The organism is Niabella yanshanensis (assembly GCF_034424215.1).
Taxonomy (GTDB): domain Bacteria; phylum Bacteroidota; class Bacteroidia; order Chitinophagales; family Chitinophagaceae; genus Niabella; species Niabella yanshanensis.
Map to the genome: position 1 here is coordinate 1540190 of NZ_CP139960.1, position 19432 is coordinate 1559621.

Genomic DNA, 19432 nt, shown 5'->3' on the forward strand with positions numbered 1-19432 from the left:
TTTTTGTTACTCCTGAAAATAGCGGATATTAAAATCTTCAAAGATAGCCGGTTCTTGCCCCCGCTGCAAAAGCCCCGGTCGCGCGCTCCGGTCCCAGGGTGGTGTCAAATTATTATCAAAATCACCTACCTCTATTTCCTGCCATTTCTGCTTATCAATGCTATAAAAGAACTGAATCGTCTTCTTTCCTGCTACGATCATTTTTAAATGCACAGGCAGTTGCTGACGCAAAACGGCTGTTTGGTGCACCACCATAGTTTTATCATTGGTACTCCAGACTACAACCTGGTTCCCCTGAGCCGCTATTCCTATCGCCTGATCCGCATCGCCGTATAAAACCAGGCCTTTTGAAGACCTGTTGTAATTCAACACGGTAGTGGACAATTCATAATTATATTGTGCCGGCCTTAGGGTTAAAGCAGTGCCTGATGTATTCCCCGCTACTGCAATTCCGGATAAATGCAATTGCCCCTTTTTTACCTTGATATCCAGCCTGGCATGTCTGAAGTCCCATTGCCAGGCGGCACTCAGTCGCTCAGTATTAAAGTCGTCGGTAAATCCCTTAACTTCCTGTCCTGATATCCATTCAAAGTCTGGCCAGCCGGTGTCTTTGTTCCAGTGTACCCGGCTCAGCATGCCTTCTCTTCCAGTGAACACATCCGATTTTTTATTATACGCATGGAACATATAGTAATCGTCTCCTTTTTGATCGGAAACAATCGTACCATGACCAGTACATTTCCAGTTATCAAAGCCATCCATTACGGGATTGTTTTGATAGCTGGTGTACGGTCCTTTCAGCGACGCAGACCTTGCAACATTTACGTGATAGCTACATTGCACACCACAGCAACCACCGGCAGAATACAATAAATAGTAATAGTCATTTCTTTTAATGATGCATTGACCTTCCAGCCCTTTCCTTTTATCGTCCCGAAGTAACATGAAAGGTTGCCCGATTGTGCTCAATCCATCGGGAGATAATTCATACCCCAATAATTCGATAGGGCGATCGTCCAGGCCATAGGCTTTAAAGCTAAGATACCACCGGTCCTTCTCTTCTGTAATAAACGCATCAATTGCCTCCTTCCCATGTTCCACTACAATACCTCTATCCGTAAATCCCTTTTCAGGATCCTCAGAAGTTGCTACACCGATACAGGATATACCATCCGCTTTCTTCCTCGCAGTATAATAAACATAATAAGTTCCATTTCGGTAGAATAATTCGGGCGCCCAAAATGACGACGATGCCCATTCGGGTGTTTTGTCAAAAATATAGCCTGCCTCTTTCCAATGAATCAGGTCCTCAGATTTGAAAAGCGGATAATGCGGCGCCCACTCCGACGAAGTTCCTGTAGCATAGTAAGTGTTTCCCACGCGGATAACAGAGGGATCGGCAAAGTCTCCCGGAATAACAGGCTTGATCCGGCCGGTATCCTGGTAATATCTTTTACTCAGGTTTTGTTGAAAAATCGTAATGGGCTTTACAGCGAAACATTTACCGGGTGCGCTGATAGCTATCAGGCCTAGCAAAGCAACAACTATTATTTTTTTCATATACTTAAAGTAGTCGCTAAAATAAACATAAACGTGATAACCTATTTAATCCATTGAAACTTGTCCAAAAAGTATCGTGCCGGCACTGCCGCACCTTGCCGCATGAGTCTCGGCTTACCTCTTTCCATAAATATTTTCACTTTGTTGAATACCCCTTTTTCATAGTCAAAACTGTGACCGTCATCTTCAAAAAGCCAGGAAGGCCGGGGCGAAGCCCGATACAAACGGCATACAAGTTCAGACCTGGTTGCTTTATCGATATAGGGCAATGGTTTACAAAGAGGAAGTATGGTTCCCTCCTTTACGAAAAGAGGGATATCACTTAAACCGAAAGACAGTTTGTAGGTGTTACCTCCTTCGTATTTTTGATTGTTATTAAAATTATACCAGATTCCCGCCGGCAAATACACTTCCCGTTCGTCAGCCTCGCGCAACAACGGCGCAGCCAGCAGGTCCTGTCCAATCATGTATTCATCAGCAAGGTTAAAGACTTTATCGTCATTGGGATAATCCATCACCAGGGCTCGGAATACCGGGATGCCTGTCTTATAATAATCATAAAAGGCATTGTATAAATAAGGAATCAGACTCATTCTGAAATTCAACAGTTGCCTGACAATGGCTTCATTTGCACCTGCGTCGGGCAGCAACTGGTTATTATTGTTCTTCGCCTTGTCAAACTGAAGCCAGGGTGGGCTTTGCAGGTACCAGCTATTGTACAAAGTTTGCGCAGATAATATAGCCGTTTGGCTCCTTCTGATCAGCTCTTTAAATGAGCCTGACTCTCTCACTTCGGGCGACCAAAGCAAACCACTAAAACCAGAATTACTGATCATTTCCACATACTCCCGGTGATTGTAAGTGTCGCTATAGAGCACCGATGGATAAGATGACGCCATTGCATTGGAAGATCGTACGTCCAAATAAGTCCTCTGATTTTTTTTCCTGAAAATATCGAAGATTGTCTTCTGATATAATAACCCAAACAACTGGTGCATTTGTTCTCCATCAATGCCGGAAGGAAACTGGGAATGCTCCGGAAAACTCCAACGGGCGTTGCCAAACCGGAGATCGGAGTTATCGCATTCATCCATTTTAAACCCAGACACGCCGATATCTACGAAGTTTTGTTTGTGGTGGGAAGCGAATACATGCCTTGCTTGGGGATCGGCAAAATCCGGAACCAGCCCTCCAAATCCCAAATAGTCACCTGAATAGGGAAAAAGCGACGTATACAGCGGGCTCTCCTTTTTCACAAATGCATGTTCCCAAAGATTGATTTTATACCCCTTCCGGCCTAAAACTTCTATCATTTCCTGTGGACGGGGGAACGCTTCTGTATTCCATACGAATGAACAGGGATAAGCGGCAGTCTGCCAACCCGGTTCCAGCCCTATTACGTCCACTGGTATATTATTATTCCTGAAATAACTGGCTGCTTTTAAAACATCTTTTTCATTAAAATCGGCCTTTACCCTGTATTTTATTCCCAATCCCCACAAAGGAGGTAGGGCTCCTCCCCCCGAAAAAATATTGTAGCGCTGCACTGCGGTCCGCATATCGCGCCCGCTAAATATATAAACTTCTATGCCTTTTACATTGGGTATATCCACCAATACATCGCCCGAGGGCTGCCGGTCGGATCTATAAAGATCATCAACCGATAGTTTAACAGCTGTACTCCGCTTTTCCTGATCGCTATTATTATCTTTCGGACGGTTGCCGCCACAATAAAACGTACAATACCGCGCCGTGTTTACCAGTACGGCATAGCCCCTGTTAGATACATAATAAGGAAGTGGCGCATGCGTGTAACCTAGATTATTTAGCGGATAGTCATTTACTATGGGTACTTTCCGTAAGCCATTTTGGTTGAACGATCCGATTTGCAGGCCAAACCCGTAAAGCTGCTCATTATCTCCAAGTGGAATGGATACTTTAACCCCACGCTCATTTACCGTGATATGAACATCTGACAGGCTAAAAGGTAACCGGCCCTGTGGAAGCATCTGCAACGCACCCGCAGACGGTTTTGATGCTGCAATACTCACCGGAGTAAAAGCGGCCGGGCTACCTGCTGTAATCTTAAAAATTCCCGGGTGCACTTCCTCAATCTGCTGTCCATGAAGGACAATGGACCAGTGAAATAAAACAATATAAAAAAACAAAGTTTTTATACTTCCTACAGTTGGTTTGCTATTTGACATGAGTATTGAATTAAAAGAAACGCTGCATTTCGTTAAGGCTGTAGAGAAACCGAGTAAGGCACTGCATCCATACCGGTGCCGCGTTCTTTATTGGGAACAGCACTCATGTCAAACTCCAAAACGCCCCCATCGGCTATGTCCGCATAAGTAATCCAGTTGCGGTTGTGTACCTTATTATTGAGCTTAGCTGATTGAATATAGACGTTCTGCTCACTGTTATTATTGGCTTTTATGACAAATTGTTTTCCGTTTTCAAGCGTTATTGTAATCTTTTTAAACATAGGACTTCCAATAACGTATTGATCTGTTCCGGGGCAAACAGCGTACAGCCCCATAGCGCTTAGTACATACCAGGAGGAAGTTTCCCCCTGATCTTCGTCCCCCGGGAAGCCGTTGGGTGTTGCATTGTATATTTTACGCATGATGGTACGGAGCTGTCGTTGTGATTTCCAGGGCTGGCCAGAGTAATTATACAAATAGGCTGCGTGCTGCACCGGTTCATTGCCATGTGCATACTGACCCAGCCCCTGTATGACCATTTCTTTCATTTCATGAATTTCCCTGCCGTACGAGCCATACTTCACCGTATTGGGCGCCGTAAAAAGACTGTCCAGTTTTGCATTAAATTTTTGCCGCCCCCCCATTAATTTGATAAGGCCATCTATATCGTGAAAGACCGACCAGGACCATTGCCAGGGGTTGCCTTCGGTAAAGGGATCACCCCATTCTACAGGGTCGAAATCCTTTGGAACCCATTTGCCGTTTTTATCCCGGCCTCTTACAAAACCAACGGAGGAGTCATACACATTTTTATAGTTGAACATCTGGCGCGCGAACACATCTTCATAAAATTTATTGCCCGTAGCCTTCGCCAGATAGTAGGCGCACCAATCGTTATAAGCATACTCTAACGATTTGGCACCACTTTCAGATACTTCCTTATAAGGAATATACCCCAGACTGAACCAAAACTGGTGTCCTTCCCGCCCACTCGAACCTCCCCAGGGGCCTTTATTGGTTGCTTCGTGATAATAGGCCTCCAGCGTTTTATGCGGATCAAAATTTCTGACGCCCTTTGCCCAGGCATCTGCCAGTAGCGAAATGGCATGGTTACCAATCATTACACCGGACATACCCGGATTGGACCAGGTAGGAAAGAACCCATACTGTTGCTGCGCATCCAGTAACGACTGCATATAACGTCCCTGCATAGTGGGATGCAAAATATTAGTTAAGGGAAACTGCGCACGGAATGTGTCCCAGAAACCATTATCCGTGTACATGTAGCCGTCATGAATTTTATCATCATAGGGACTAAAATAATAAGGTGTCCCATCTTCTTTCAGATCATAAAATTTGTGACTGAACAGGTTGGCCCTGAACAGGCAGGAGTAAAACGTAGCCTTATCTTCCTCAGATCCGCCTTCCACTTCTACCCTGCCCAATAAGCTATTCCAGGCCTGGTCAGCCGCCAGTTTCGTCTGTTCGAAATTTTTATGACCACCCAGTTCCTGCCTCATATTCAGCCGGGCCTGTTCAATACTGATATAAGATGAAGATACCTTAGCCTGCACCTTCACGCCGGGCTTAAACTGAAGATATGCGCCGGATTTTTGCCCTGAACCTTCCATTGCCCTTTCATGGATCCTTTTCCCTTCCTCTCCCCAGGTTCCATATCCTCTAAAAGGTTGGTCAAACTGAATGACAAAATGATTTTTAAAATTCTTCGGAATAAATGTACCATTTGTAACATATCCCTCTATCTTCCCCTCCTCCGGTAAAATTTTCACATAAGAAAACTTTGTATATCCGTCCAGTATTAAATAAGCATCTGCTCCTTTAGGGAAGGAAAATTTCAGATGCGCGGACCGTTCAGTGGGCGCTATTTCCGTAATGATATTGTTGTCAAATTTTACTTTATAATAAGAGGGCCGGGCAATCTCATTATCGTGGCTGAATTGAACCGCGCGTTCTTCTTCGTTCACCTTCAATTTACCAGAAACAGGCATTAAAGAAAATACACCATAGTCTCCCATCCAGGGGCTGCATTGATGCACTTGCTGAAAGCCGCGGATTGTCGTTGCTTTATATGTGTATTTCCAGCCATCTCCATTTTTTCCGGTTTGTGGCGACCACGAATGAACAGGGAACGGAAGCGCTATGGTAGGATAAACATTTCCATAGGAAAGATCCCAACTGGAATTGGTGCCCTGCAAAGTACTAACGTATTCTACCAGTTGCCTCTGTGAATAGCCATTCACGATAGTGCCCGCGGCGAGCATACACGTTAAAATTATTTTCTTCCTCATCGTTTTAATTAATTGAAAATTCAGAAACCGCCAGATTATTTTTTAAAAGACGTAAAGCTTTGCTGATATGCTTTTCAACGGTGCTGATAGAAATGCCCATACAACCCGAGATATCCTTATACGAAAGATCCTCACTGCGACTCAACAAAAAAGCTGTACGGCATTTTTCGGGAAGCATATTGATGGTCAGTTCAATATTCGAGGTAAGGTCTTTTAGTTCACAGTCGTGACCTGTGTTGTAAGAAAGTAAAAAACCCCGGTGCATATCTACGTGCTTATTATAGGCCTTTCGTACTCCGGAGGATCGAAATTCATTTAAAATTTTAAATTTCATAGATTTCATGAGATAAGCCTTTAGAGATACCTGGATCTCAATTTTTAACCTGCGGTTGAACAGGCTGAGAAATATTTCCTGTACAATATCTTCCGCCATTTGCCTGGACATAAGTATTCGCTCCGCTGCTGAGGTCAGCAGGTCTTTGTAACGCTTGTAAATTTCATCAAAGGCCCGGTTCTCGCCATTTTGAAACAAATGGAAAAGTTCTTCATCCTGCAGGCTGCTATGGTAGTTTGCTACTTTAATCATGGCAATCGTTTTTAAGTTATTCAACAATCATTTTATAAAAGGCTTTGCAATATTGCCGAACTTAAAAATGAAACCGGGGCATTTTTGTTTCATTTATCTCCTTATTTGTACCAGCCCGGAACAAATCATCCTGCAGATTCAAAATTTTCGTTGAAATCAATTATTTTGTTGTTTTATACGCTTGTGCAATTGCCGAGAATGAAAGGAAGAGTACTGATCATATTAATTGTTCTTCTAAGCCAGGTCTACACCGGGATTTCCCAGCCCTTTTACTTCACCCACCACCAGGTAGATGACGGGCTGTCGAATAATGCTGTTTTATGCATGATGCAGGATAAGCTGGGATTTATGTGGTTTGGCACGCGCGACGGATTGAATCGATTCGATGGATTATCGTATAAAGTATTTAGAAACGACCCGGCTAATCCTCATACAATCGGTAGTAATGCAATTATTTGCCTTTCAGAGGCTGACAACAAAAAGATATGGGTCGGCACGGAAAAAGGGCTTTATATATTTGATGAGCTTACAGAAAAATTCACCCAATTTCCCAGCGCCGGCAATGGCGCTATTCAAGCTATCAAGGTAAAGGGCCATATGGTTTACTACATCACATTGTATGTTCTTTACAGCTACAATACAAAAACCAATCAGGTCAAAGATCACCCTTATCCGAAAGAGGCTACCGCGTTTTCCATTTTTGAAGACAACAGTGTTTGGATTGCAACGTCAGCGGGTATGGTGGCCAGGTATAATCCGTCAAGTGACAAATTCGACAATACATACAATGTCTTCTCAAAATCTAACAATCCCGTATCGAAAAGGATACAGTCCATTTGTGATGCAGGAGGGGGAAAAATTCTGGTAGGGACTTCGAACGAAGGCTTAAAAATGCTTGATATTGGCAGAAAAGATTATAGCAACCTGATCACCTATAACGCTGACAAAACAGATATTACCGTAATGGATATCTTACCAACAGGTGATCAACAATACTGGATTGCAACGCAGTCTGGTATCTATATCGTCGATCTTAAAACCAATGGATATAATTATATCAGCAAAAAATTTGAAGACCCCTACTCGTTATCCAATAATATCGTCCAGTCTCTTTATAAAGACAAACAGGGTGGCATCTGGGCAAGCACTTATTTTGGAGGAGTAAACTACTACTCTTCTAAACAGATGAACTTTAAAAAATATTTCCCTAAAAAAAGTGAAACGTCCATCAGCGGGTATGCGGTGGGTGAAATACGCGGCGACAAAAACGGGATGCTTTGGATTGCGACGGAGGATGCGGGCCTTAACCGCTTCGACCCGGCCACAGGCCGGTTTACAAATTTTAATCCTGCCTTAAAAAGCGGAAGCGTTAGCTACTCAAATATTCAATGTCTGCTTGTTAACGGAGATTCTATCTGGGCGGGCACATTCCTGCATGGCCTTGATCTTTTAAGTCTTGATGGCCATCGTATTAAAAATTATAATACCGTCAACTCCAATATTGGCAGCAATTTTTCAGATGCGCTTTTAAAAACATCCACCGGCCAAATTATCGCCGGCACTGATAAAGGGCTCTATATTTTTTCCAAATCCCGTAATAACTTTGTACCGGTTAATGCACTGCCTCAGACATTTTTTAGAGCTTTAGCCGAGGATAAAGACGGTAATATATGGGCCGGAACCTATGGAAATGGCGTGTATAAATATAATCCTGCGACTCAAAAATCGTATCATTATTCATTTTCTGTTGGCCATAATAAGAGTGTTGCCAGTAATATTATCAATTATATTCATTGCGAGGAAAATAAAACGATATGGCTCGCTACAGAAGGCGGACTGTGCCAGCTGGATCCCGGGACGAATACTTTAAAAATATATACAACCCGGCATCAGCTACCTGCTAATGTAATATATACTATTATTGAAGATGAAAAGAAAAATTTCTGGATCAGCACTTCCAGAGGGCTGGTGAAGTTCAACCCATCCAGCGGCCGTGTACAAACATTTTCAAAATCAGACGGGCTACTCACCGACCAGTTCAACTACCGGTCGGCCTACAAAAATAAAAATGGAAACATTTACTTCGGAAGTGTAAAAGGGATGATCAGCTTTCACCCCGATTCGATAAGCGATCCCCGGCTTCAATCGCCCGTTTACATCACCGGTTTCCAGGTATACAATAAGGAACTCAACATTGGAGACGCGGCTTCACCTTTGAAACAATCTATTTTATTTACATCCGATATCAAACTACCTTACAACCAATCTTCCTTCAGCATAGATTTTGCCGCTCCCGACTATAGCGCTCCTATTACATTGAAGTATGCTTACAAGATGGAGGGTTTAGACAAGACCTGGAATCACCTGCCCAGCAACAGAAAAGTCTATTTTACAGAACTGCCACCCGGCAAATACAGCTTTATTGTTAAAAACGACAATAACGCCGACGAATCAGGTGCAGCCCGATTAAATATCGAGATTGTACCACCGCTATGGTTAACCTGGCAAGCCTACGTTATTTATATCACGCTAACGTTATTGCTAACTTATTTACTTATTATGTTTTTTGTAAACAGGTCACGGGAGCGTCATCAACGCAGGCTTGAAAAAATGGCGTTCGAAAAAGAAAAAGAGCATTATGAGGATAAAATAGACTTCTTTACCAACGTTGCACATGAAATAAAAACACCATTAACCCTCATAAAAGGCCCCATGGAAAATATTATGGATGAAGTAGAGAATTCGCCTCTTATAATAAAAAACCTGGATCTGATGAGCCGCAATACGGACAGGTTGATGCATCTCGCTAACCAGATCCTGGACTTCAGAAAAATAGAGCAAAACGGCTTTCATCTTACCTTTGAATGTATCAATATTTCCGAAGTCATTCAAAACCTATTCAACCGCTTTAAGCCTATTGCAGAAAGCAACGATCTACAATTCACGATGGATATAAACGATGAAATTTTTGCGTACGCCGACGAAGAGGCGCTTATCAAAATATTCAGCAATCTTTTTGACAATGCCATAAAATATGCTTCAGGAAAAGTTCATATCACTTTACAACTCGTCGTAGACAGCAACAGCTATATTACAACCATCCAGAATGATGGTTTCATTATACCGCCGGAAGAAAAAGAAAAAATATTTGAAAGCTTCTACCGTATTAAAGAAACCGCTAACCAATCAGGAACGGGTATCGGACTTGCCCTAAGCCGCACCCTGGCAGAGATGCACAACGGTCACCTTACACTCAATACTGATATAAAGGATGCTAATGTATTTGTGCTCAAACTACCTGTTGATCCTAAAAACGAAACCGCTTTTAAATGATGAAACCTGTTATACTTTTAGTTGAAGACAATAAGGAAATATTGGAATTTATAGAAGCTAATCTTATTGACCAATACGAGATAAAGAAAACAACCAACGGTAAAGAAGCCCTTGATATACTTAGAACCGAACTCATTGATCTAATCGTAAGTGATGTAATGATGCCGGTTATGGATGGATTCGAATTTTGCCGCATCATAAAATCTGACCTGGAACTGAGTCACCTGCCCTGTATATTGCTTACGGCTAAAAATACACTGCAGGCGAGGCTTCAGGGATTGGAACTGGGAGCAGATGTATATATAGAAAAGCCTTTTTCTCCCAAGCATCTTAAAATGCAGATAGCCAGCCTGCTGGCCAACCGGAACAAAATTAAAAACTACTTTGCCAACTCTCCCGCGGCACACCTGAAGACCATTGCATACACGAAAGCCGATGAACGTTTTCTTGAAACTGTAAATCAAATTATTGAAGAACATTTGCAGGAACAGGAACTGGACGTAGACCGGCTGGCCCGCTATATGAATATGAGCCGTACTACATTCTACCGGAAAATAAATGCCATTTCAAATCTTACACCGAACGACCTGATTAATGTAACAAGGTTGAAAAAAGCCGCTGCTTTAATGGGTGAAGGATTTAACATCAACGAAGCGTCGGACCTGGTAGGCTATAACTCGCCCAAAATCTTCAGTAAAAACTTTGAAAAACAGTTCGGCATGATACCTTCAGAATATATACACGAACATTTAAAAGGTAAAAGGTAATTAAACCGGACGGTGTTGCCTGCGCGCTGTTACTATTGTCTTTTCTCTCGTCTATTCTCGAATACTTTTTTATTTAAAAGAAACAGAAAGCTTTTTTTGTTCCTTATAGCCATATTGTTTGAGCAAAACGTCGGCTCCATTTGCCAGCTGGCCCGCAGTTGCTTCAATAGTCACCTGTTTTCTCTCCCCCGGCATTAACGTAAAATAATTATCAGACATTATAACAGGTAGAATCCGGGCTTTTGTTTTCCTGTCCACCAGCCTGATCCGGTTTCCGAAAGCAATTGTTTTTGAATGATTAGTGATCATCACAGTCAGCCGTCCGCTATCAGCAGCCGCCCGTCTCTCCTTTATTTCCAATGACATATTTGCTGACGGTAAATCATTTAGCGCTGTATAATCAAGTTCTTTTAATCCATTACGCCAATAAAAGTTATCAGCCAGTACATTGCCCTTTCGATCCTTCAATTCCAATTTAATAAAATGCAGTGGGGAAAGGCGATCCAGGCTATTACTGCCAATGCGTGCATTATCCAAATTCAATGTAAATGCCTCTTTGATATTACCCGCGGCTATATTCACATTTGCCACACTGGCATAGCCGGGTAAAGCTTTGCCATGTATATTATAAATAGTAGCAGTAGCGGTAAGATCCTTTATTTCTGATAACGTACTATTGATCACTTTTACCGCGTTATTGGCAGCATTCCATTGAATATGCACGGGTTCACAGGCTTTTTTGGCGCCCCAGTAAGCTCCTGTTGCATCGTAATAATAGTCGTAAGTCTGCCATACAAAAGAAGGGTATGCAGACTGGCTCATCCATATAATCAGCCCGGCAGCATCATTCCACATTTTATCGTTCCAGGCTTCATACATACCTTTCATCACTTCAATATTAAGGTACTGGGCCTTTTCACAAAACGCTTCCAGGCTTTGGGAGACACCAAACTGCGTATCAACCGATGCCTTATATTTTACGGGGTTAGCATTGGATGCCTCTTTTCCAAAAAAATGCCGGTTCCAAACCGTTGAGTCGGCATTTTTCAAGGCTTCATCCGAGGGTAACGGCCACCACTGATTTGCGGGAATAAATTGCTTTACACTTTCAAAATTCGGAAAGGTCGCCATTCCTATTTCGGAACGCATACCATATCCATGGTCGGTACCATAAGGATAGGCTGGTTTATTCCATGCAAGGTTACTGCCCGAGGTTTCGAAATGATGGCGAGGCGGCTGGTTGCCCCACCAACCGCTACCAGACAACCCGTCCTGGTTGGAACTTGACTTATACATCCTGTCATTATGATCTTCCTGTGCTACAATAGCCCTAAGCCTGTCGTCCAGAGCGGGCTTGGGATGCGTTTCGTTGGCGCCGCACCACAGGGCAATACTTGGATGATTGCGCAAGCGCCTTACTTTATCCACCGCATTCGCAATAAAATCGCCATCGCTGGCTACATCATTATAAGCTACATACAGCCAGAAGTCCTCCCACACCATGATTCCATACTTGTCGCAATACTCATAAAATTCATCATCAGTTACGCAACCAGTCCATGTCCTGATGATATTATAGTTCATGTCTTTATGCAGCTTTATTTTAGTCTCATATTCCTTTCCGTGACACCGCAATAAATATTCGCTCATACCCCAGTTACCGCCTTTCAAATAGATTTTACGGCCATTAACCAGGAAATTCATCACCGGCCATCCTTTTTTATTTTTTACAAACTGGTACTCATATTTCCTGATGCCAAACGTAATTTCCCTGGTATCAGACACAACATTATCCGCGCTGCAGGTGAGTGTGCAGGTATATAAATTGGGATCGCCATAACCATTAGGCCACCATAATTTCGGATGATGCACAATCAGTTGTTCAAAATCTGCCTTATTAAACCGGATCGTGGACACCGATTGGGCGGGCACTCTTATCTTTTTAGAAAAAGTTATGTTGCCGGGATTAACAGTACCGGAAACGGTTACTTCTTTTTCGGTCATGGCGGTGTTTCTTATAGCCGATGACAGGAACAGGTAAGCATATTCATCTGACTCTAACTGCGACCTCACCCAGGGATCCTCCATCACCACATCGCCGGTAATCTCAAGATATGCATTTCCGGTAATACCGGCCAGCCTGCCGGGCACATAGGGCATCCAATCCCATCCGGCAGCAGCGAGATAAGTAGGACTTGCCGTTACACCAAAACCCTCTTTTGCGGTCCTGGTCTTTTTTTGATCGGCATCCGTGATCAAAACAGCTACGGCATTGATACCCTCCTGATTCACAATTCCGGTTATGTCATATTTTGTCCGAAGCATGTGCCCGCTTACATCTTTTGTGGAGTGTGCGGTACCGGACAGCTTGACACCGTTGCAATAAAAGTCTGCATATCGATTGGTATTATCAAAATGAAGCCAAACACGCTGCCCCTGGTGATAAGAGGCCGGTAATTTAAATTCTGCCCGGTACCAGAAAGGCCGGTTAAAAAGAGATTCATCAACCTGGTAAATATTATCACTGTAATCAGGATTGGACACATGACCGGCATTGACATAAGCAGTAAAGACAGTACCTGGAACCACGCCGGCTATATAATTTCGGAATGAGGCCCCGGGCGTTGATATTTTTTGCCCGTCAATACCTACTTCCGAAAGCGGTTTAATTTGCCAGGCAACCTTGTTATCGCTATTCAATGATATTTTTTCCTGCGCCCATGTGTGTTGGGATACCGCCAACAGCACCATCGCCAACAAAACTCTTAGCATCATTTTTAGGTTTTGGATCATAGTACCTTTTTAAAAACTTTACCTCAATACATATGGAGGAAAACATTGCAAAAAGTTACTTTAGAGGGAGATTTTAGCAATTTGTATTCAAATTATTTTGTGTGAGACTTTTTTTGTCGTGTGTGATCATTTGTATTAGCTGCTGCGCGAAAGCGCAACCCCATAATGCTACCACTAATTATTTCGTGGATGGGTACCATGGCGGCATGTATGGCCATTATCCTTTATGGGTAACCCGCTTTATCGCAGATCATATGGAGCAGCGTAAGGACTGGAAACTAAATTTAGAAATAGAGCCGGACACCTGGGACCTGGTAGCGCTAAAAGACCCGGTAAATTATCAGCGTCTCAAAACCCTGATCAATGATTCGACGCATGAAGCTGTAGCAGAATATGTAAACCCAACTTACGCCCAAAGCTATTTGTTTAACAGCTCCGTTGAAAGCACTATCCGGCAATTTCAATATGGGATGGAAAAATTAAAACAACATTTTCCACTCATACGCTTTACCACTTATTCTTCTGAGGAACCCTGCTTTACGTCGGCCCTGCCTCAAATATTGCAGTCGCTGGGCATCAGCAACGCTTCATTAAAAAACCCTAACACCTGCTGGGGCGGCTACGTTAGGGCTTATGGCGGTCAACTATTGAATTGGGTGGGCCCTGATGGATCATCCGTGAAAACAGTACCCAGGTATAGCTCGGAATCTCTGGTAGATGGATCCACATGGCAAACTATAGCCTGGAATCACTCCGAACAATATCTTAATTCGGCGCGTCAGCAGGGCATAGAGTATCCCGTTGGCATGTGTCTTCAGGATGCCGGCTGGAAGAATGGCCCCTGGCTGAATCATCAGAAATCGGCCGCGACCGCATATACAACCTGGCGTAGTTACTTTAACCTTTTGAACAGCGCAACAAATATTGAGAATTGGCGGCTTAGCCAGGAAGATATAAAAGTGAGCCTGGTTTGGGGTGCTCAAATTCTTCAACGCATAGCACAGCAGGTACGCGTTGCTGAAAATAAAATAAAAATAGCCGAGAAAACTGCTGCCCTTGCCCGCTTTTACCGCGGAACTCCCTATCCTAAAGCATTACTGGACAGCGCATGGAAAAATATTTTATTGGCTCAACACCATGACTGCTGGATTGTTCCGTACAACAAATTGAACAAAAAGACCTGGGCTGAAAATGTAGCAGATTGGACAACAAAAGCCGACCAGATCTCGGATAGCCTTACACAACAATCTTTAAGGCGCTTAGCACCGGTCTCCTCTTCCGGAAGCCATCAAACAATAACAGTTTATAATCCCACTTCAGTTAGCAGGGACGAAGTGGTTTCATTTAAAATGTCTCCCTCAACAGAACAGTTTGTTACCGTTGAGTACGAAGGTAAGAAAATCCCCAGCCAGGTGATAAAGTATCAGAACCCTGGGAATATACTGCTCTTTAAAGCAAAAGTACCTGCATTGGGAAGCAGTATCTACACCCTGGTGCCCGGCACAAAAACAAATACGGCCGGTGACGCATCCATTGCCCGCGATAAAGATGGTGATTACATTTTAAAAACGGATTTATACGAGCTGATTGTAGATTCAAAACGTGGTAATATCAGGCAGCTTACAGCCAAAGCGCTCAATAACAAAAACTTTATAGCACCGGGTGAAGATAATTTCAATACCCTTCGCGGTTTTTTTTACAAAAACAATAAGTTCAGTTATAGTTTCGAGGAGTGCCCGAAAATAACTATCCTCCAAAACGGTCCCCTGCAAATTAAATTATTGATCGAAGGAAAGATCAATAATAACCGGTACAGCCAGACGCTGCAGCTTCAAAATGGCGAAAAAAGAATCGACCTTAATCTTTGTATCGACTATGAAAAAGAAACAGGAATTGGCGATGGCTTTAAGCAGGGCGGAGGCTACAAGGCCGAAGACTATCGCAAAGCATTCTATAACGATACCAGCAAACTGCTGGTACGCTTCCCTTTCAACTTGCACAACCAACGAGTTTACAAAGATGCGCCGCTGGACGTGACTGAAAGTGAGCTGGACAACACCTTTTACAACAGGTGGGACAAAATAAAGAACAATGTTCTGTTCAATTGGGTAGATATCACTGACGCTGAAAAAAAATATGGCATCGCATTATTGTCTGATCATGTAACCAGTTATTCGCATGGCGCCCATTTTCCCTTATCACTTACCGTGCAATATGCCGGTGTTGGCCTATGGGGCCGAAATTACACTACGCCGCATACAACCAGTATACGGTATGCTTTGATCCCACATTCCGGCGACTGGCAGAAGGCTAACCTCAATACAGAAACACTGCTATGGAATGAGCCATTAATTACCAGCAAAAATGCCCCCTCGAAACCTTCAGACCCCTTTGTCCACCGTATGGATCCAGGCCTGGAAATAAGTGCTATGTATTATAAAAACGACGACTTGTATATCAGGGTGATGAACACAGGATCAACGGGTATCCATCATAAGGTATCTTTTAACATCAGCGCAGACAAACTGCATTTTGTTGAGCTGGATGACAGGATCGTAAAATCAATACAGCCCGATTCCGGCAAACGGATCAGCTTTAATTGTGATATTCCCCTGTTTGGTTTTAAAACAATAAAGATGACGCATGCAAAACCCTTTTAAAGCTATTACAATGATGTGCAAATACATTTTGGCAACAACCCTCATTTTATTTTTTTCGTCTAACAATAGCTATTCTTCCACCCCACCTGAGCGATTTGAGTGGAATGCGAAATGGATCGCATGCAGCGCCGACGAGGGCCTGCAATATGGAGCTTACTATTTTCGTAAAAAAATAAACCTGCAGGCAAAACCCACATCATTTATTGTAAATCTGTCAGCAGATAACCAGTATAAACTATATGTAAACGATTCGCTCGTATCTGTGGGACCGGCCAGGGGCAATTTAAATAACTGGTATTACGAAACGGTAGATTTATCCCCCTATCTTAAAGCAGGCGACAACCAGGTGGCCGCATTGGTGTACAACGAAGCACAATACCGTCCGGAAGCCCAAATAACATTGCGCACGGCTTTTATACTACAGGGCAACAGCACCAAAGAAGATATTCTAAACACCAATGAAAGCTGGAAATGCATCAGGGACGATGCATTCAAGCCTATTCCCGGCTTTTATTTCGCTGCAAGCAAAGGTCAGTTGGTAGATATGAATAAAACGATTGCAGGATGGGAAACCACCGGGCTGGATGATCGTAGATGGCCGGCAGCCGCAGTGCTTTTTGATGGCAAATTAAAAGGCATGTCCGACGGATTTGCGTGGAGCCTGACTGCTTCAATTATTCCAGCCAGAGAAAGGCACCATGAAAGGATCGCTTTGCTTAGAAGCGTTGAGGGCATGAAAACTTCCAGTAACTTTCCATCTATAAAATCAGACCAGGTAGTTCCAGCCAATACGACAGCCGTTTTATTGCTCGACCAGTCTTACCTTACGAATGCATTCCTGACCTTACAATTTAGCGGTGGAAAAAATGCGGGTATCTCCATCAGCTATGCTGAATCGTTATTTGATGATATCGATAAGTTCGGTATGCGCAAAAGCAACAGGAATGAAATAGATGGGAAGGACTTCTCCGGACGAAAGGACAGTATTATTTCGAATGGCAATAGCGGGCAAATATTCACACCGTTTAATTTCAGAACCTACCGATATATCAGGCTATTAATTAAAACCGGTGACGATCCCCTTGTAATCAATGATATTTATGGCTTATACACGGCTTACCCCTTTAAGCAAAATGCAAGGTTTGTCAGTAATAGCGATACATTACAGCAAATACTGGACATTGGATGGCGAACCTGCCGTTTAAATGCCTACGACACTTATACCGATTGCCCTTATTACGAACAACTGCAATACATAGGCGACACCAGGATACAGGCGATGATATCGTACTACTATAGCGGAGACGACCGGCTGGCAAAGCACGCCTTAAACCTTATCGATAATTCGCGGTTGCCGGAAGGCATTACCCAAAGCAGATATCCAACACATGGCACCCAAATCATCTCCACTTTCTCACTGTGGTATATCGGTATGTTACACGATTTCTGGTATTATCGCAATGATCCAAAGTTTGTTCAGCAAAAACTGATGGGGGTAAGAGCCATATTACATTTTTTTGAAAATTACCAGAATGCGGACGGCTCGTTGCAGCATACACCCTACTGGACTTTTGTAGATTGGGCCAACGGCGCAGACTGGTTTGTGGGCGCTCCCCCAAAAGGAAAAGACGGCAGCTCTTCTATTATCGACCTGCAGCTTCTTTGGGCTTATCAGTGGGCGATGGAAATGGAACAACAACTGGGGGTTTCCTACTATGCCAGCTTCTACCGCCAAAAAGCGGAACAGCTAAAAGCAACTATTAAAACTAAATACTGGGACGCCACTAAAATGCTATTTGCAGACACCCCGGACAAAACAAGATTTTCGCAACATGCAAATACCCTGGCCATTCTTACCGGTACAGCAAATGAAAAAGACTACGAAAACATATCCCGTCAACTACTCAGTAACACCGCACTTACCCAATGCACGATTTACTTCAAATATTATCTGCACATGGCTTTGGTAAAATCAGGTAAAGGAAATGGATATCTGGACTGGCTCGACGTTTGGCGCGACAACATAAAAATGGGCCTCACTACCTGGGCTGAGATCTCCGACCTATACACTTCCCGGTCTGACTGCCATGCCTGGGGAAGTAGCCCCAATATTGAGTTCTTCAGAACCGTCCTGGGCATCGACAGTGACGCGCCGGGATTTCAAAAAATTAAAATAGTGCCTCACCTGGGCAACCTTACCAATGTTAGTGGCGAAATCCCGCATCCTGCTGGAAAGATAAAAGCTTCCTATCAGTTAAAGAGCAAACAATGGACTATAGCGGTTACCATTCCACCTGGCATCAAAGGCCGGTTCGTGTGGGGCGGAAAAAGCTATCCGCTCACAAAAGAAACCACCCATTTAAGACTGATTAAGTAATCAGCCCGATAGATTTTGTTATATAGCGAATAGCAGGGACCGGGCAGCTTTTGATATCTTATCAGTGTAAACCTAAAGAACGTTCATCCGGTTAAAATTCTTAAAGGCCCGTGAGGTGGCGGTTATCTTTTCGTTTATGATTTTTACATACCCGTCATCATACGCCAGAATGTTTTCTTTAAACTCATGAGTAGGTATATAGCGTGCACCTGTTGCTTGTTTTTTCAATTATTAATTCTGCTTGCTTGACTTTGATACTTGCGAGGGCTCCTTATTATGTTGCTGCTCTAAAGCTATTTTTTGGCTTAGCGTACAAATAACTGGTGAATGGGACATGTTTCAGCCCGTATATGTTATCCAAATAAGATACAAAATCTTTACGCAGAGATAATAGCCGGCTGTATGTCATCGCACGGGTATCAGACATCCAAAGAAATCTTTGATCTTTAAATATTCTATCGTGCCCCAAACGGGACAAAATCAGTTATACACTTCGCCTATCATTATGGCAAAGGCGGCACCTAAACCCAATTGGGGATCAAATATTACATGACAAAATGTGTCAAACGTATCGCAATCTTTAAGGGAACGGAGTACTATGCTCCTTTTTCAAGTGCAGCACGAAGGCGCCAGTGCGGAATACTTTGCGCAACTTGAAAACCTGGAAGCGCTAAAGACCCGCATTATTGTACAAGTTGCTCAGCCTACTATAACCTCATTAGTTTGGCTGAGCAACTCAATATTGCCCGTCAAAAATTGCGCTTAGCGATAGCACTTTGACCATGTTGCGACTGCAATTTAATGCGGGGCAAATCAATTCGCTTGCTGTAGAACAGGCAG

9 protein-coding genes are annotated in these 19432 nt (G+C 43.3%); 4 read left to right on the top strand and 5 right to left on the bottom strand.

Translation table 11 applies throughout. The features are described from left to right. Positions 1-6 precede the first annotated feature (6 nt). The 4 genes from U0035_RS05960 to U0035_RS05975 are packed head-to-tail and all read right to left on the bottom strand — an operon-like array spanning position 7 to position 6662. Entirely contained in the window at positions 7-1560 is a 1554-nt protein-coding gene (locus tag U0035_RS05960; protein WP_114789112.1) for a family 43 glycosylhydrolase, read from the bottom strand. Between the two features lie 41 nt (positions 1561-1601). After that, the gene (locus tag U0035_RS05965; protein ID WP_114789113.1) at positions 1602-3767 is read right to left on the bottom strand and encodes a glycoside hydrolase family 31 protein; all 2166 of its coding nucleotides are present in this window, start codon (positions 3765-3767) and stop codon (positions 1602-1604) included. A 32-nt stretch (positions 3768-3799) separates the two neighbouring features. Further along, entirely contained in the window at positions 3800-6076 is a 2277-nt protein-coding gene (locus U0035_RS05970) for a GH92 family glycosyl hydrolase (protein WP_114789114.1), read from the bottom strand. Positions 6077-6080: 4 nt separating this feature from the next. Then, complete coding sequence (locus U0035_RS05975) at positions 6081-6662, bottom strand: RNA polymerase sigma-70 factor (RefSeq protein ID WP_114789115.1); 582 nt, start codon at positions 6660-6662, stop codon at positions 6081-6083. A gap of 198 nt (positions 6663-6860) precedes the next feature. Between U0035_RS05975 and U0035_RS05980 the strand changes: the two genes are divergently transcribed. Further along, positions 6861-9995, top strand: a complete 3135-nt coding sequence (locus U0035_RS05980) for a ligand-binding sensor domain-containing protein (RefSeq protein ID WP_162817739.1) — start codon at positions 6861-6863, stop codon at positions 9993-9995. Further along, positions 9992-10762 carry a response regulator transcription factor gene (locus U0035_RS05985; protein ID WP_114789117.1) on the top strand — a complete coding sequence of 257 codons (771 nt, stop codon included), beginning with the start codon at positions 9992-9994 and terminating at the stop codon, positions 10760-10762. Before U0035_RS05980 ends, U0035_RS05985 begins: the two co-directional genes overlap by 4 nt. 69 nt (positions 10763-10831) lie before the next feature. Here the strand turns inward: U0035_RS05985 and U0035_RS05990 are convergent, their stop codons facing one another. Then, positions 10832-13555 carry a glycoside hydrolase family 2 protein gene (locus U0035_RS05990; protein WP_114789118.1) on the bottom strand — a complete coding sequence of 908 codons (2724 nt, stop codon included), beginning with the start codon at positions 13553-13555 and terminating at the stop codon, positions 10832-10834. 101 nt (positions 13556-13656) lie between these two features. On the opposite strand from U0035_RS05990, the gene U0035_RS05995 reads away from it, so the two are divergent. Together U0035_RS05995 and U0035_RS06000 are read left to right on the top strand one after the other, a co-directional pair. Beyond that, complete coding sequence (locus tag U0035_RS05995; protein WP_162817740.1) at positions 13657-16215, top strand: glycoside hydrolase family 38 C-terminal domain-containing protein; 2559 nt, start codon at positions 13657-13659, stop codon at positions 16213-16215. Then, complete coding sequence (locus U0035_RS06000) at positions 16199-18592, top strand: alpha-L-rhamnosidase-related protein (protein WP_245957568.1); 2394 nt, start codon at positions 16199-16201, stop codon at positions 18590-18592. Before U0035_RS05995 ends, U0035_RS06000 begins: the two co-directional genes overlap by 17 nt. The last annotated feature ends 840 nt before the right edge of the window (positions 18593-19432 follow it).